Raw genomic sequence first — 14236 nt, forward strand, 5'->3', positions numbered from 1 at the left:
ATGACATGGAAACAATCGCATTCGATATAACTTTGAGTATCCTGAAGATTTTGGCCGCGCTGGGATTGGTTTTGCTCAACGGGCTTTTTGTGGCCGCCGAATTCGCTTTTGTCAGGGTTCGTCCCACCCGCATCGCCCAGCTAAATGCAGAAGGAAATAATAAAGCTGAGGCAGCCGGTAAATGCGTAAAACATTTGGACGCCTATTTATCAGTTAGCCAGTTGGGTATCACGCTGTCCAGCCTCGGGCTGGGTTGGTTAGGCGAACCAGCTGTGGCATCTTTGCTCTCACCTCTGCTGTCTGCATGGGGATTAGGTTCACCAGCTGTGCTTAAATCGATCTCATTCATTATTGCCTTCTCCCTGATTACTTTTCTGCATGTTGTATTTGGTGAGCTGGCACCCAAATCCCTGGCTATTCAAAAAGCCGATAACATCGCCCTCTGGCTGGCCCGGCCGATGCAGTTTTTTTATCGCATTTTTTACCCGGCGGTAGTCCTGCTTAATGGCAGTGCCAACTGGATTATAGCCCGGATGGGCTTCGAACCCCCCAGCGAAAGTGCTGTAGCTCACAGTGAAGAAGAACTGCGCATGCTTATCGGTGAAAGTTATAAAAGCGGGCAAATTAACGCCACTGAGCAGGAGCTGTTGGAAAACGTATTCATATTTGAAGAGAAAGTAGCGGAAGAAATAATGGTGCCCCGACCAGATGTAGTATTCCTGGATAATGGACTAAGCCTTGACAATAATATGGAACTAGCCCTTAACTCCGGGCATACTCGGTTCCCTTTGATCGACGGTAACCCGGACCGGGTTATTGGGGTAATAAATGTTAAAGATTTCATGTACCGCAAGGATAAGATAGAAAACCTGAGCGAGATCAAACGTGACGCCGTATTTATCCCGGAAAGCATGCCCCTGGATAAACTGCTGGCAGAGTTTCAGAAACGGCGCCAGCATCTGGTTATAGTCATTGACGAGTATGGGGGTACGGCAGGCATAGTGAGCCTGGAAGACGTCCTGGAGGAACTGGTAGGTGATATCCAGGATGAGTATGACCATGAAGAACCGGATTACCTGGTTGAAGAAGACGGCAGTATACTTGCCAGCGGAAAAATGTTTATCGATGACGCTGTCGAGCGGTTTAAGTTGCCGCTGGATGAGGACGATCAGTACAATACCCTTGCCGGTTATCTACTGGGCAAACTGGGTAAAAGCCCCCAGGAAGGCGATGAAATAACAGCAGGCCACGTTAATTTGCGGGTAGTAAGAATGGATGGTATGCGCATCGACCTCATCCGCCTGCGCAGAACGACTCAAAAAAATAATTAAAAGGACGAGGACACCCCGTCCTTTTATTAACTACCGCCTAACCTTCTAGCGTCGGGACTTTAGTTCGGCGAAAATATCCTCCAGTTTCACACCCTGTTCCACCAGCAAAACCAGCAGGTGGTAGATAAGGTCAGACACTTCATACACTACCTCTGTTTTTTCTCGATTCTTGGCCGCAATTATAACTTCGGCGTTCTCTTCGCCTACCTTTTTCAAGATTTTGTCCAGCCCTTTGTCAAACAGATAGGCGGTATATGAACCTTCGGGCATTTTATCCCGGCGGTCGGTAATAATATCATATAACTCATAAAGAATTCCCGGACCCTGCCTGGAGGAATAAACCTTCCCCAAATCACTTGCCGGGGCCTTTTCGATTTCATTACCGTCCATATCGTGATAGAAACAGGAATAGTGTCCGGTATGACAAGCAACCCCGGTTTGTATAACCTTAATCAGCAGGGTATCTTCGTCACAGTCATACAGTATTTCCTTTACCTCCTGAACATGACCCGATTCTTCACCTTTCATCCATAACTTTTGCCGACTGCGGGAGTAAAACCAGGTCTTCCCTGTATCCAGAGTTTTTTGCAGAGACTCCTGGTTCATGTAGGCCATCATTAAAACCTGGCCGCTCTGGTAGTCCTGTATTATAGCCGGTATTAAGCCTTTGTCATCGAATTTTATGCTGTCTATCATAGTCTTACCGCTACTCCTTTACTGGCTAAATAGTCTTTGGCCTGTTTGATAGTATACTCCCGATAATGAAAAATAGAGGCGCACAAAACCGCATCTGCCCTTCCCGCTGTTACTGCTTCGTAAAGGTGTTCCAAATTGCCTGCTCCTCCGGAAGCAATGACAGGAATGCGCACCGTATCACTGATGGCAGCAGTCAGCTCTATATCGTAACCATCTTTGGTGCCATCCTTATCCATACTGGTAAGCAGTATTTCGCCTGCTCCCCGTTTTTCGGCTTCCTTGGCCCAATCCAGAGCATCCATTCCCGTAGCCGTTTTGCCTCCATTGATATAGACTTCCCAGCCACCGTTTTCCCTGGCTCGGGCATCTATAGCCACAACCATGCACTGGCTGCCAAATTTTCTGGCTCCTTCACTGATCAGGTCAGGGTCATTTACCGCAGCTGAATTAATAGAAACCTTGTCCGCCCCAGCATTCAGTATGCTGCGGATATCGTCAATAGTACTGATTCCTCCGCCCACGGCGAAGGGGATAAACACCTCCCGAGCCGTGCTTTTGACTACATCCACCATGGTTTTGCGTCCTTGCAGGGAAGCACTGATATCCAGAAACACCAATTCATCGGCCCCTTCATGGTCATAATAAGCCGCCAGTTCCACCGGGTCGCCTGCATCCCGCAGGTTTTCAAAATTAATACCCTTTACCACCCTGCCTCCATGAACATCCAGACAGGGTATAATCCTTTTAGCCAACATAATCCCACCCCATAACTATAATTTTAAATTATGAATTATAGTTGCAAATACTTAACACTGGTCGTTACTGATCGTTTGCCTCCTGCAGGACATCGGCCAGAGTGATTTTGCCGTCATACAGAGCCTTACCGATGATAGCTCCACTAACCCCCAGTTCTTCCAGAGCCTTTAAGCTGCGAATATCCTGCAGGCTGGAAATCCCTCCGGAAGCAATTATTTCAAGGCCGGTATCCCGGGCCATAGCCTCTATTGAGGCCAAGTTGGGACCTTGCAGCAGGCCATCCCGTGAAACATCTGTAAATACTGCTGTTTCAACCCCCAGAGCCTTCATCCGCCTCCCGAAATCCGGAGCGGAGAGTGATGATGTCTGTACCCAGCCTTCCACGGCAACCATGCCATCCCGGGCATCCAGCCCCAAGACAATGCGTTCTGCACCAAACCTATCTATCAGGATTTTTACGAAGTCGGGGCTGCTTACCGCCCGGCTGCCAATGATAACCCGCCGGGCACCGGCATCAAGCATGCTCTCCACATCTTCCAACCGGCGCAGCCCGCCGCCAACCTGGAAGGGAATGGTGATTGTATCGGCTATGGCCTTTATTACTTTATTGTTGCGGGGTGCACCGCTAAAAGCTCCATCCAGGTCAACTATATGCAGCCACCGGGCCCCCTGTTCCTGAAAAACTCTCGCCACCTCTGCCGGGGTATCGGAATAAACCGTCTTATTCTCCGCCCGCCCCTGGACCAGACGCACGCATTGCCCGTCCTTTAAATCTATAGCCGGAAAAATAATCATTTTCTCACCTTCTCCCCCAGTTATTCGAGAACGGCAAAATTATGCAATACCCGTAATCCCAGTTCACCCGATTTTTCCGGGTGAAATTGAGTAGCAAAGACATTTCCCCGCTCCACCGCGCAGACAAAATCCTGACCATAGTCACTGGTGGCAGCAATATACGACTCATCCTCGGGGACAACATAATAAGAATGCACAAAATAGAAATAACTACCCGCTTTAATCCCCTTAAACAACCGGCTGTCTGCTGCCGGCTGAACCTGGTTCCATCCCATGTGGGGCACCTTGTACCCCTGCGGCAGGTCAAACTTCAACACCTCACCACCGATAATGCCCAGCCCCTGGTAGACACCGTTTTCTTCACTTTCGCTGAAGAGTAGTTGTAAACCCAGGCATATACCCAGCAAAGGGGTTTGTTTTTTAACTATTTCACTTATAATATCATCCATACCGTCACGCCGCAGGTTATTGACGGCATCGGCAAAAGCACCTACACCAGGCAAAATCACCTTGTCGGCAGCCAGTATATCCCCGGGGCGGTTGCTGACACAAGCCTCATACCCCAGCTTGGCGAAGGCATTCTTTACACTGGCCAGATTACCCATACCGTAATCTATAATAGTAATCAAACTTGGTCTCCCTTCACAAAAACACTTTGCCTTTTCCCTGCCCCAGGGCAAGCGTGATGCTTGGTCCAGGCAAGGAGGAAAAGGCGGGGGCAAACCGGAGCCACTGCTCAATATCAAACCGCGACTTTTTTCCCAACAGGCTTCCTTACGATAACCCTAGACCGGCTGCCGGCATGACCGAGCATCATGCTTGCCCGCCTCGCCGGCACTACAAGTTGCCTTTGGACGACCATACCCCTTCCACCCGGGGTTCGATGGCAACCGCCATTTTCAGAGCGCGGGCAAAGGCTTTAAAAATAGACTCTATAATATGGTGTGCGTTGTCCCCGCGGATTAAATCTATATGAATATTCATACCGGCCGAATTAGCCACCGCCTGGAAAAATTCGCGTACATTCTCCGTAGACAAATCGCCCACTTTTTCCCGGCCAATCACTACATTGTAAACCAGGCAGGAGCGGCCGGAGAGATCGATCACTACCCGGGCCAGCGCTTCATCCATAGGTATGGAGGCCTCACCGTAGCGGTTTATCCCCCGCTTGTCCTGTAAAGCAATCTTTATGGCTTCACCCAGGCATATGCCGATATCCTCGACCGTGTGGTGGTCGTCCACCGCTATATCCCCCCGGGCGGTGACCCTGATATTGCACAAACTATGCACCGTCAGCAGGGTCAACATATGACTCAGAAAAGGAATTTCCGTGTCTATCTGCTGGCGGCCGGTACCGTCCAGTTCCACCTGCACCAGCACTTCAGTCTCCCCGGTGTTCCTCTGGACTTCGCCTATCCTGCTCAAGTCTCTCATTACTTACTTCCCCTTTCGCACTCTGACCGAATTGGCGTGGGCAGTCAAGCCCTCTACCGAGGCCAATTTTATTATGTCATCGGCGTCCTCCCGGATACCTTCTTCAGAATAATAAATGATGCTGGAAGCTTTCATAAACGTATCCACCGTCACCGGAGAGTAGAAACGGGCTGTACCTCCGGTGGGAAGAATATGGTTGGGCCCGGCAAAATAATCCCCCACCGGCTCCGGGGTATTATGTCCCATAAAAATAGCACCCGCATTATGGATTCGGGACAGGATGGCAAAAGGATTATCCACCATCAGCTCCAGGTGCTCCGGGGCCACCTGGTTGGCTATATTACAGGCTTCATCAATACTAGGAGCCAGAATAAAAGCCCCGAGGTCCATAAGCGATTTCTCGATAATATCGCGCCGGGATAGACTTTTTATCTGGCGCTCAATTTCCGCTTCCACTTTATCAATTAAATCAGCACTGTCGGTTACCAGTATACTGCGCGCCAGTACGTCGTGCTCGGCCTGGGACATCATATCGGCAGCCAGGTAGACCGGGTCGGCCTGTCCGTCCGCTACAATCAATATCTCGCTGGGTCCGGCCAGCATATCGATATTGACATCGCCGTAAACCATTTTTTTGGCCAGGGTAACATAAATATTGCCCGGTCCGCTGATCAAATCGACCTTTTTTATGGTCTCCGTACCCAGAGCCAGGGCAAAAACCGCCTGGGCTCCGCCCACCTTGTAGATTTCGCTGATGCCCAGTTCTGCTGCTGCCACCAGGGTATAGGGATTCATAGCCCCATTCCGGTCAGGCGGGCTGACCATAACAATTTCCTCCACCCCCGCCACCTGGGCGGGAATAGCATTCATCAGCACCGAGGAGGGATAAGCAGCCGTTCCTCCGGGGACATAGACGCCTACCCGCTGCAGGGGGCGGAATAGCTGTCCCAGTATATTGCCGCGCTCATCCGGTTCCATCCAGGAATTTCTCAATTGCCGGGAATGGAAACTTTCTATATTGTCAATGGCCGCCTGCAAAGCAAACATATAGTCATCGTCAACTTGGTCATAGGCCTCTGCGATTTCTTCATCACTGACCAGGAAATTCTCCCGGTTGATACTGGCTCCGTCAAATTTCAGGGTGCAGGCAAATACCCCCCGATCGCCTTGTTCCCTGACCTGTCGACCGATCTCAGCCACCCTGGCTTCATATTCCTGCGCGCCGGCATGGGCAGAGTCAAGAAAGCTGTGTAATTCTTCGCTTCCGGCTTGAAATCTCCTGATTTTCACCGTTAATAACCCTCCTTAACGATTTTCTGCATGGTTTCTATCAAGGGCTGGATACGTTCATACCTGGTTCTATAGCTTACCCGATTGGCAATCAGCCGGGTGGTGGAATCCATAATCTTGACCAGCTCCGCCAGGTTGTTCTCCCGCAGGGTTTGCCCGGTTGATACAATATCCACTATGGTATCGGATATCCCCATTATCGGCGCCAGTTCCACATTGCCATGCAGCTTGATTATCTCCACCTGCAGCCCCTGGCTGCGGAAAAATCGTTCCGCCACCGCTGGGAACTTGGTCGCCACCCGCTTATAGTTCAAATCTTTCAGGCTAATACCTTTCATTTCTGCGGGCACTGCCACCACAAAACGGCAGTATCCATATTTCAGGTCAACCATTTCAAAGACATCCCGGGCCTGCTCAACAATAACATCCTTACCCACAATGCCCAGGTCGGCTGCACCCTGTTCCACATAGGTGGGCACATCCGTGGGCCGGCACATGATGTATTTGATGGCGGCCTCCTCATAGCTGAATACCATGTTGCGGCTGTCCGGGTCCATGCCCTCCACCGGCAGGGCCACCTTTTGCAGTAGCTTTACCGTAGGTTTGAGCAATGTCCCTTTGGACAGGGCTATGGTCAAACAATCCTGTTGCACAGCATTCTCCTCCAAAAAGTAATGTTGATTCATCCCCCAGGGCAAGCATGATGTTTTGTCCAAGCCAGGAGGGAAAGGCGAGGGTAAACCAGATGCGCTATTAAGTACTTACCCACTATCTTTTTTCCCCAACCGGCTTCATCACCATAACGTTAGACCGGCTGACGGCGGGACAAAGCATCATGCTTGCCCGCTCTTTCCGAACAACCGGCATAATTTACCGGCTATTCCAGATAAAGCAGTTTGCAATTTTCTCTTCCCTTCGCTATCTGCTCCAAAGCTTCCCTGCTGTTGCCTTCAATATCCATTTCAACTACATAACCCTCTTCTCTCAGCTTCCCCGCCTTATCTATCAAGGCCTGGAAATCGCGGCCTCCCAGCAAATAACGCTGCGGTTCGCTGTCACGGTTTTTCAAAACCAGAGCCAGACGATCCATTCCCAGAGAGAAGCCGGTAGCAGGCCGCGGGAATCCGAATTTGCCCATAAGATTATCATAACGGCCTCCACCCAGCAAGCCATAGCCCAGGTCCGGCGAGTATCCCTCGAAAACAATACCGGTATAATAGTCCAGACCTCTTAATACACCCATGTCCAGAACAATCTTATCCTTAACCCCGCATATCTTCAGGGCATCATAGGTTCGAACAAGTTCATTTACTGCCGTCGCAGCCTTACGATTCTTCTCCACCCGGGGAATTTTGTTTAAGACCTCCAGTCCCCCGTGCAGTACCGGCAGGGCAGCGATGGTATCTTTCAGCCCGTCGTCAATAGCCATCTCTTCCAGCACCCGGGATAACTCCACCAGGTCTTTGCTTTCCACCAGGCCTCGGATTAACAACCTGTCTTCGAAATCCATGCCGCTGTCATCCAGCAGGCTGTTGAATATCCCTATCTGGTTGAGGCTAAGCTTAAAATTATCGAGTCCGATGTCCTGCAACACCCGCACCGCAATCGTGATTATTTCAGAATCCGCCCATACCCCGGAAGCCCCCAAAAGTTCCACCCCCAGCTGCCAGAATTCCCGGTACTGGGCCAGATGAGGCTCTACATGGCGGAAAACATTGGCCTGATAAAACAGGCGCTGGGGAAAGCGTGCATCCTGCATGTGAGTCGCAGCCAGGCGGGCAATGGACACAGTTATTTCCGGGCGCAGGGATAGTATTCCTCCTTCCCGGTCCATAAACAAAAACAATTCCTGGCGTATGTTCCCCCCGGCTCCGTTTTCTACTACTTCCAGATATTCGAAGGTAGGGGTTATGACTTCTTCATACCCATAACTGTGGAAGAGCCGGGCTGCTTTTTTCTCAATACTGCGCATCATCTTAACTTCGGTCGGAAGTAAATCCCTTAACCCTTTGGGTATTTCCCTATTTCTCATGGTCTTTCTCCTCGTCCATATTCTCCAATACCCTTCTATAACCATCCGCACCATAATTCAGGCAACGCTTGACCCTGCTGATTGTGGCCGTACTGGCTCCCGTACTGCTGGCAATGGTATTGTAGGTGATATCCCGGGAAAGAAGCCGGGCTACCTGCAAGCGCTGAGCCATGGCCTTGATTTCACTTATAGTACATAGGTCATCCAGCATACGGTAGGCATCCTCCTCACTCCTCAGGGTCAGTAAGGCCTTTACCAGTATATCGGTGTTATCGTCTTGCCAATTTGGTTTAAAAGTCAAGAGCATTCCTCCCTTGCAAGCTATAACAGCTTATACCCGTTGATCACCAGTTCAAATTCACACTGTAAATATTGAGCCGCCCGGCGGGACATTAGCATTTTGGTTAAAAATATCTCAAAATACTCCATTACCGAGCAGACATTGGTATCTATCTCCATTTTCATGCTTATGACTCGCTTTTTGGCATCCACTGCCAGCTCCGAACTAGTAACGGCATAATTAACTCGATCCCGGGGAGTAAAAACCGCCATATCCCGTTTACGTACCCGGGAACGGTGGACGTCGGATTTGTCAGCCAGAATCAGGGCAGCGGCTACATTATTGACACTGTTACCCCGGGCCTGTTCCTCATGATTGCCTATAGCTCCAATAATAGTGGCTATCTCCCCCGGTTCCATATCCATTTCCAGTAAAATATTAAAGGCCAGTAACGCCCCTGACATACCGTGCCCGTAGCGATTGACCAAATTACCGATATCATGCAGGAAACCGGCGATAGCCCCCAGCTCCGCTTCCCTTTCCGAATACCCCAGCGTAGTAAGCAGATGATGACATAACCGCGAAGTTAAATCGGCATGGTGGGTATTATGTTCTATCGCTCCGATATTCCCAATATAGTCGTTTCCAATTTGCATGTACTGCCTGACTACGGGATTAGACTTCACCATATCCAATGTTACCACTGTATTTCCTCCCCCCGGAAGTTACTCCGCAAGCTCTTTTAAAATACGGCCGGCTTCCCGGGCAGGTATACTGAAAATCATCAAAACGACGGCCGCCGCAATGCCCAGTCTGACAAAGGGAGATTTCAAACCCAAACTTATATCCTCCTTTGTAAAGCCTTCCGCCCTATATCATTGCGATAATGCATCCCTTCAAATGATATCTTACCCAATTCGGAATAAACGCGCTTTATAGCCTCATCCGTGTTGGCTCCCCGGCTGACTACGGCCAGCACCCGTCCTCCGCGGGTGAAAAACTGCCCATCTCTGACGGTGGTGCCAGCATGAAAAACGATGGTCTCAGCACCTATTTCATCCAGTCCGGTGATCAACTTACCTTTTTCATAAGGTCCCGGGTAACCTGCTGATGCCAGAACTACACAGACACAGCTCCCCTTTTCCAGAACTACCTGATAATTCGCCAACTGGCCCGCGACTGCTGCCTCAAACAGGGGCAATATATCCCCCTTAATCATAGGCATGATTGCCTGGGTCTCGGGATCGCCGAAGCGGGCATTGAACTCCAGCACTTTGGGCCCGTCGGCTGTAATCATCAAACCTACATACAGTACCCCCTGGTAAGGGCAGCCTTCTGCAGCCATAGCCCGAAGAACCGGCCGGACAATAGTTTTCTCGACTTCTTGATGCAGTTCAGGGGTATAGATGGGAGGGTTGACATAGGCCCCCATACCACCGGTGTTGGGCCCCTGGTCGTTATCAAAAACCTGTTTATGATCCTGAGCCGAAATGAGAGATACAAAATCCCGGCCATCACTTACAACAAACAGGCTGACCTCCTCCCCATAAAGACACTCCTCAATGACCACCTGGTCTCCGGCTTCCCCCAAGCTGCGTTCCAACATAATACTTTCCAGAGCCTGATCAGCCTCTTGCTCACTTCGGGCCACAACTACCCCTTTGCCCGCCGCCAGGCCGTCTGCTTTTATTACCACCGCTTTACCCTGGTCGGTATATATCCGGATACAGGAACGGGCTTTTTCTATATCCCGATATACATCGAACCGGGCGGTAGGTATATGGTATTTTTTCATCAGCTCTTTGGTGAAAACCTTGCTGCCTTCCAGGCGCGCGGCAGCAGACGTCGGTCCGAATATTTTTAAGCCCTCGGCCTGGAAACTATCGACTATTCCTGCCATAAGGGGAACTTCCGGCCCCACTACCGTCAGATCTATACCCACACTGCCGGCAAAGCTGAGCAACTTTTCCATATCATCGGCTGGAATATCTATACATTCGGCCAATTGGGCCATCCCCGGATTGCCGGGGGCGGCGTAAATCTTGTCTATCTGCGGACTCTGGGCCAGTTTCCAAACCAGGGCGTGTTCCCGCCCTCCCTGACCTATAATCAGTACCTTTTTGCCCATTAGCATCCTACCTCCGGATTAAGAATAGGCGCGGATTTATTATGATCAACGGCAGATTTTTTTAAAATTCTTTCCGTGTTATTCCTAACGATTTCTTAATATTCCGCGTCAAAGTCATTTATTGGTCAAATCTGGCTGCCTACGGCTTGGGGATATGCCCCCAGGGCACAGGTCCGACCTGCAGCCATGGGGGAATCTATGGTTATTATCAGCTTACTGATAGTCCTTGGTCCCATCGGGTGAGCCTTAGTGTCTAAAGTGTCTTACCCCGGTGAAGACCATGGCAATACCGTGGCGATTGCACTCTTCAATGCTCTCGGCATCGCGGACGGAACCGCCTGGCTGGATTATGGCGGTGATACCATATTGAGCTGCCATTTCCACCGTGTCCTTGAAGGGGAAGAAGGCATCGGAAGCCATTACTGCACCCCGGGCTTTGTCTCCGGCTTGTTCCAGGGCAATATTGGCCGAGCCTACCCGGTTCATCTGCCCGGCACCAACCCCTATGCTCATACCATCTCTGGCAACTACTATGGCATTGGATTTTACATGCTTTACTATTTTCCAGGCAAAAGCCAGTTCCTTAAGCTGTTCCGGGGTGGGAGCAACCTCGGTTACTACCTGCAGATTATCGGGCTCCATTTCATCAAGGTCTTTCTCCTGAATGACGAAACCGCCGCTCACGGTTTTCACCATCAGCTCTTCGTTTTTCTGCAGCGGCAGCTCCAGCACCCGCAGATTTTTTTTGTTCTGCAGCACCTTTAAGGCTTCATCATCATATGCCGGGGCAATAACAACTTCCATAAAAGGTTCCCCGGCCTTGCGGGCGGTTGCCAGGTCGACCCTGCGGTTAAAGGCAATGATACCGCCAAAGGCGGATACCGGGTCGGCAGCAAACGCACTGGTAAAGGCCTCCTCCAGAGTGTCGGCTATAGCCGTTCCGCAGGGATTGGTATGTTTTATAATCACACAGGCGGGGTCGCTGAATTCTTTCACCAGTTCCCAGGCCGCCTCGGTATCGATTATGTTATTGTAGGATAATTCCTTGCCGTTCAATACCCTGGCATCAGCCAGGCCGCTGCCCGGATTCATATTGCGGTAAAAGCAGGCTTTTTGGTGCGGGTTCTCCCCGTAACGCAATTCATAAACCTTTTCACCGGCGAGAATAAAATTGTCGTTTAAATAGCTGTCATTCAGACGGGACAGGTAACTGGCTATCATGGAATCATAGGCAGCGGTGTGGCTGAACGCCTCCAATGCCAGTTTGAGGCGCATTTCCCGGCTTACCCCACCCTTTTTCAGTTCTTCCAGTATCGTTGTATAGTGTTCAGGTTTGACTACGATAATCACATCCCGGTGATTCTTGGCGGCCGAACGTACCATACTGGGACCGCCGATATCGATATTCTCTACGGCTTCCTCCATAGTTACTCCCGGCTTTGATATAGTTTCCCGGAAGGGATAGAGGTTTACTGCCACAATGTCAATCGGGGTAATCCGGTTCTCCTGCAATTGCTCCATATGCCGGGGTACATCCCGCCGGGCCAGAATACCCCCATGGATTCCCGGATGCAGGGTCTTGACCCGGCCATCCATTATTTCGGGAAAACCAGTGATATCAGCCACCTGTTTAACCGCAACTCCTGCTTCCTGCAGGGTGTGATAGGTTCCCCCGGTGGAGATTATTTCATAGCCCAGCTCTTCCAGACCTCGGGCAAATTCTACCACCCCTTCTTTGTTCGATACGCTGATAAGGGCTCGTTTCATTTCTGCAGCCTCCTTTGTTTTAATAGAAACTGAATACACTCATTTTTAATACCTATTGTGCTTAATCCTTAATGAATACTTTTCTGCCTTCGATGTATATCCGGCCTTGGGCCAGTAATTGGAGGGAACGCCAGTAGGTTTTGTGTTCTTTTGCCAGTATCCGGTCAGCCAGAGTATCACCGGTATCGTCCGGCAGTACCGGTACCACCTCCTGCATGATTATGGGGCCGGTATCCATACCCTGATCTACTATATGTACGGTACAGCCGCTGAATTTTACCCCGTAGTCCACCGCCTGCTGCTGGGCATGGAGGCCGGGAAATGAAGGCAGTAAGGCCGGATGGATATTAACTATCCGGTGTTTATAGGCATCCAGCAATATTCTTCCCACCAGCCGCATGTAACCGGCCAACACCACCACGGTAACCTGGTGGGATTTTAATACCTCTACCAGCTCGGCTTCATACTCATCGCGGCTGCCAAAGTCCCGGGGATTGATAAAAACAGCATCTATTTTCCGACTTTTCGCTTTTCCCAGCGCTGGCGCAGATTCTATATCACTTATTAATACCCTTACATCTGCATCCAGTTCACCGCGCTCTATGGCCTGGCAAAGAGCATCGAAATTACTCCCCCGGCCCGAAGCCAGTATCGCCAGTTGTAAACGCCCGGGTGCTATAGCCTGCATCATTTTATTACTACCCCTTCCGGGTCTCTGCTCACCCTTCCTATTACTATAGACTTTTCTCCTTTACTGTGCAAGCACTTTAAAGCTTTATCACAGTGATGCGGAGCAACGGCCAGGACAAAACCGATACCCATATTGAAAGTTCTGAACATCTCTCCCCGCGGCACCTGGCCCAGTTCGGCAATCAGGCTGAATATGGCCGGGGTTTCGATAGCGGTACTGTCAATTACTGCACCTAATCCTGCGGGCAGTATCCGGGCCAGATTTTCCCCCAAGCCTCCACCGGTGATATGGGCCATGCCCCTTGCTTCCACTTCCTCCAACAGGGCCAAAACCGTTTTAACATATATCCGGGTAGGAGCAAGCAATACTTCTCCCAAGTTTTTATCCAGTTGCCGAACAAAGCTGTCTGCCTTTAAGCCGGCCTCTTCCAGCAGCACTTTCCGGGCCAGGGAATACCCGTTGGAGTGCAGGCCGGAAGATGGCAGGCCTATCAACAGGTCGCCATCTTCTATGGTACTGCCGTTTATAAGCCGGGAGCGTTCTACCACTCCCACCGCAAAACCGGCCAGGTCGTATTCATCCTCCCGATAAAAACCCGGCATTTCTGCCGTTTCACCGCCAATCAGGGCACAGCCTGCCTGCACGCAGCCCTGGCTGACGCCTTTGACCAGTGCCTCCACCAAAGCAGGTTCCAGCTTACCCAGGGCGATATAGTCCAGAAAAAACAAGGGCTCGGCGCCATGCGCCAGAATATCGTTGACACACATGGCCACCAGATCTATACCCACACTGTCGTGCACTCCCATCATCTGGGCAACTTTAAGCTTGGTTCCCACTCCATCGGTGCCGGAAACCAGTATCGGTTCTTTATATTTACCATTATCCAGAGCAAAGAAGCCGCCAAAAGAGCCTATATCCGCCAGCACTTCCGGTCTTTTCGTCATTCCTACCCATTTTTTTATCATGTCCACCGACCGGTTGGCAGCGTCGATATCGACGCCCGCATCCTTGTAGCTCATTCCTTTGTTATTCATCA

15 protein-coding genes are annotated in these 14236 nt (G+C 50.6%); 1 reads left to right on the plus strand and 14 read right to left on the minus strand.

Features of this window, described 5'->3' with window-relative positions:
- Window positions 1-5 precede the first annotated feature (5 nt).
- On the plus strand, window positions 6-1331 hold the full coding sequence (locus ACU70B_RS11880) for a hemolysin family protein (protein WP_447183737.1): 1326 nt from the start codon (window positions 6-8) through the stop codon (window positions 1329-1331).
- 45 nt (window positions 1332-1376) lie between these two features.
- Here ACU70B_RS11880 and hisIE read toward each other — a convergent pair whose 3' ends face one another.
- The 14 genes from hisIE to purM form a co-directional block, all read right to left on the minus strand.
- Window positions 1377-2027 carry a bifunctional phosphoribosyl-AMP cyclohydrolase/phosphoribosyl-ATP diphosphatase HisIE gene (gene hisIE, locus ACU70B_RS11885; RefSeq protein WP_447183738.1) on the minus strand — a complete coding sequence of 217 codons (651 nt, stop codon included), beginning with the start codon at window positions 2025-2027 and terminating at the stop codon, window positions 1377-1379.
- Window positions 2024-2785 carry an imidazole glycerol phosphate synthase subunit HisF gene (hisF, locus tag ACU70B_RS11890; protein ID WP_447185767.1) on the minus strand — a complete coding sequence of 254 codons (762 nt, stop codon included), beginning with the start codon at window positions 2783-2785 and terminating at the stop codon, window positions 2024-2026. Before hisF ends, hisIE begins: the two co-directional genes overlap by 4 nt.
- 61 nt (window positions 2786-2846) lie before the next feature.
- Entirely contained in the window at window positions 2847-3578 is a 732-nt protein-coding gene (gene hisA / locus ACU70B_RS11895) for a 1-(5-phosphoribosyl)-5-[(5-phosphoribosylamino)methylideneamino]imidazole-4-carboxamide isomerase (RefSeq protein ID WP_447183739.1), read from the minus strand.
- A 20-nt stretch (window positions 3579-3598) separates the two neighbouring features.
- Complete coding sequence (gene hisH / locus ACU70B_RS11900; protein ID WP_447183740.1) at window positions 3599-4207, minus strand: imidazole glycerol phosphate synthase subunit HisH; 609 nt, start codon at window positions 4205-4207, stop codon at window positions 3599-3601.
- 208 nt (window positions 4208-4415) lie between these two features.
- A complete protein-coding gene (hisB, locus tag ACU70B_RS11905; RefSeq protein ID WP_447183741.1) occupies window positions 4416-5012 on the minus strand; it encodes an imidazoleglycerol-phosphate dehydratase HisB in 597 nt (198 codons plus the stop codon).
- Between the two features lie 3 nt (window positions 5013-5015).
- Window positions 5016-6302 (minus strand): histidinol dehydrogenase, encoded by a 1287-nt coding sequence (gene hisD / locus ACU70B_RS11910; protein ID WP_447183742.1) that lies wholly within the window; start codon window positions 6300-6302, stop codon window positions 5016-5018.
- A gap of 2 nt (window positions 6303-6304) precedes the next feature.
- Window positions 6305-6955, minus strand: coding sequence for an ATP phosphoribosyltransferase (hisG, locus tag ACU70B_RS11915; protein WP_447183743.1), 651 nt, complete (start codon window positions 6953-6955; stop codon window positions 6305-6307).
- 224 nt (window positions 6956-7179) lie between these two features.
- A complete protein-coding gene (hisZ, locus tag ACU70B_RS11920; protein ID WP_447183744.1) occupies window positions 7180-8334 on the minus strand; it encodes an ATP phosphoribosyltransferase regulatory subunit in 1155 nt (384 codons plus the stop codon).
- Window positions 8324-8635, minus strand: a complete 312-nt coding sequence (locus ACU70B_RS11925; RefSeq protein WP_447183745.1) for a YerC/YecD family TrpR-related protein — start codon at window positions 8633-8635, stop codon at window positions 8324-8326. The genes hisZ and ACU70B_RS11925 overlap by 11 nt, the downstream gene beginning before the upstream one ends.
- A 20-nt stretch (window positions 8636-8655) precedes the next feature.
- Window positions 8656-9318, minus strand: coding sequence for a phosphohydrolase (locus ACU70B_RS11930; protein WP_447183746.1), 663 nt, complete (start codon window positions 9316-9318; stop codon window positions 8656-8658).
- A gap of 137 nt (window positions 9319-9455) precedes the next feature.
- Window positions 9456-10742: a phosphoribosylamine--glycine ligase gene (purD, locus tag ACU70B_RS11935; RefSeq protein ID WP_447183747.1), complete on the minus strand. Its 1287-nt coding sequence runs from the start codon at window positions 10740-10742 to the stop codon at window positions 9456-9458.
- 246 nt (window positions 10743-10988) lie between these two features.
- Entirely contained in the window at window positions 10989-12509 is a 1521-nt protein-coding gene (gene purH / locus ACU70B_RS11940) for a bifunctional phosphoribosylaminoimidazolecarboxamide formyltransferase/IMP cyclohydrolase (protein ID WP_447183748.1), read from the minus strand.
- A gap of 61 nt (window positions 12510-12570) precedes the next feature.
- On the minus strand, window positions 12571-13200 hold the full coding sequence (gene purN / locus ACU70B_RS11945) for a phosphoribosylglycinamide formyltransferase (RefSeq protein ID WP_447183749.1): 630 nt from the start codon (window positions 13198-13200) through the stop codon (window positions 12571-12573).
- Window positions 13197-14234: a phosphoribosylformylglycinamidine cyclo-ligase gene (gene purM, locus ACU70B_RS11950; protein WP_447185768.1), complete on the minus strand. Its 1038-nt coding sequence runs from the start codon at window positions 14232-14234 to the stop codon at window positions 13197-13199. The genes purN and purM overlap by 4 nt, the downstream gene beginning before the upstream one ends.
- Window positions 14235-14236: the final 2 nt, after the last annotated feature.

This window comes from Syntrophomonas curvata (assembly GCF_052976825.1).

What these genes read in the sequence shown, in the direction of transcription:
- ACU70B_RS11880 (WP_447183737.1), top strand. Translation starts at nt 6, where the DNA reads ATGGAAACAATCGCATTCGATATAACTTTGAGTATCCTGAAGATTTTG.
- hisIE (WP_447183738.1), bottom strand. Translation starts at nt 2,027, where the DNA reads ATGATAGACAGCATAAAATTCGATGACAAAGGCTTAATACCGGCTATA.
- hisA (WP_447183739.1), bottom strand. Translation starts at nt 3,578, where the DNA reads ATGATTATTTTTCCGGCTATAGATTTAAAGGACGGGCAATGCGTGCGT.
- hisB (WP_447183741.1), bottom strand. Translation starts at nt 5,012, where the DNA reads ATGAGAGACTTGAGCAGGATAGGCGAAGTCCAGAGGAACACCGGGGAG.
- hisZ (WP_447183744.1), bottom strand. Translation starts at nt 8,334, where the DNA reads ATGAGAAATAGGGAAATACCCAAAGGGTTAAGGGATTTACTTCCGACC.
- purD (WP_447183747.1), bottom strand. Translation starts at nt 10,742, where the DNA reads ATGGGCAAAAAGGTACTGATTATAGGTCAGGGAGGGCGGGAACACGCC.
- purH (WP_447183748.1), bottom strand. Translation starts at nt 12,509, where the DNA reads ATGAAACGAGCCCTTATCAGCGTATCGAACAAAGAAGGGGTGGTAGAA.
- purN (WP_447183749.1), bottom strand. Translation starts at nt 13,200, where the DNA reads ATGATGCAGGCTATAGCACCCGGGCGTTTACAACTGGCGATACTGGCT.
- purM (WP_447185768.1), bottom strand. Translation starts at nt 14,234, where the DNA reads ATGAATAACAAAGGAATGAGCTACAAGGATGCGGGCGTCGATATCGAC.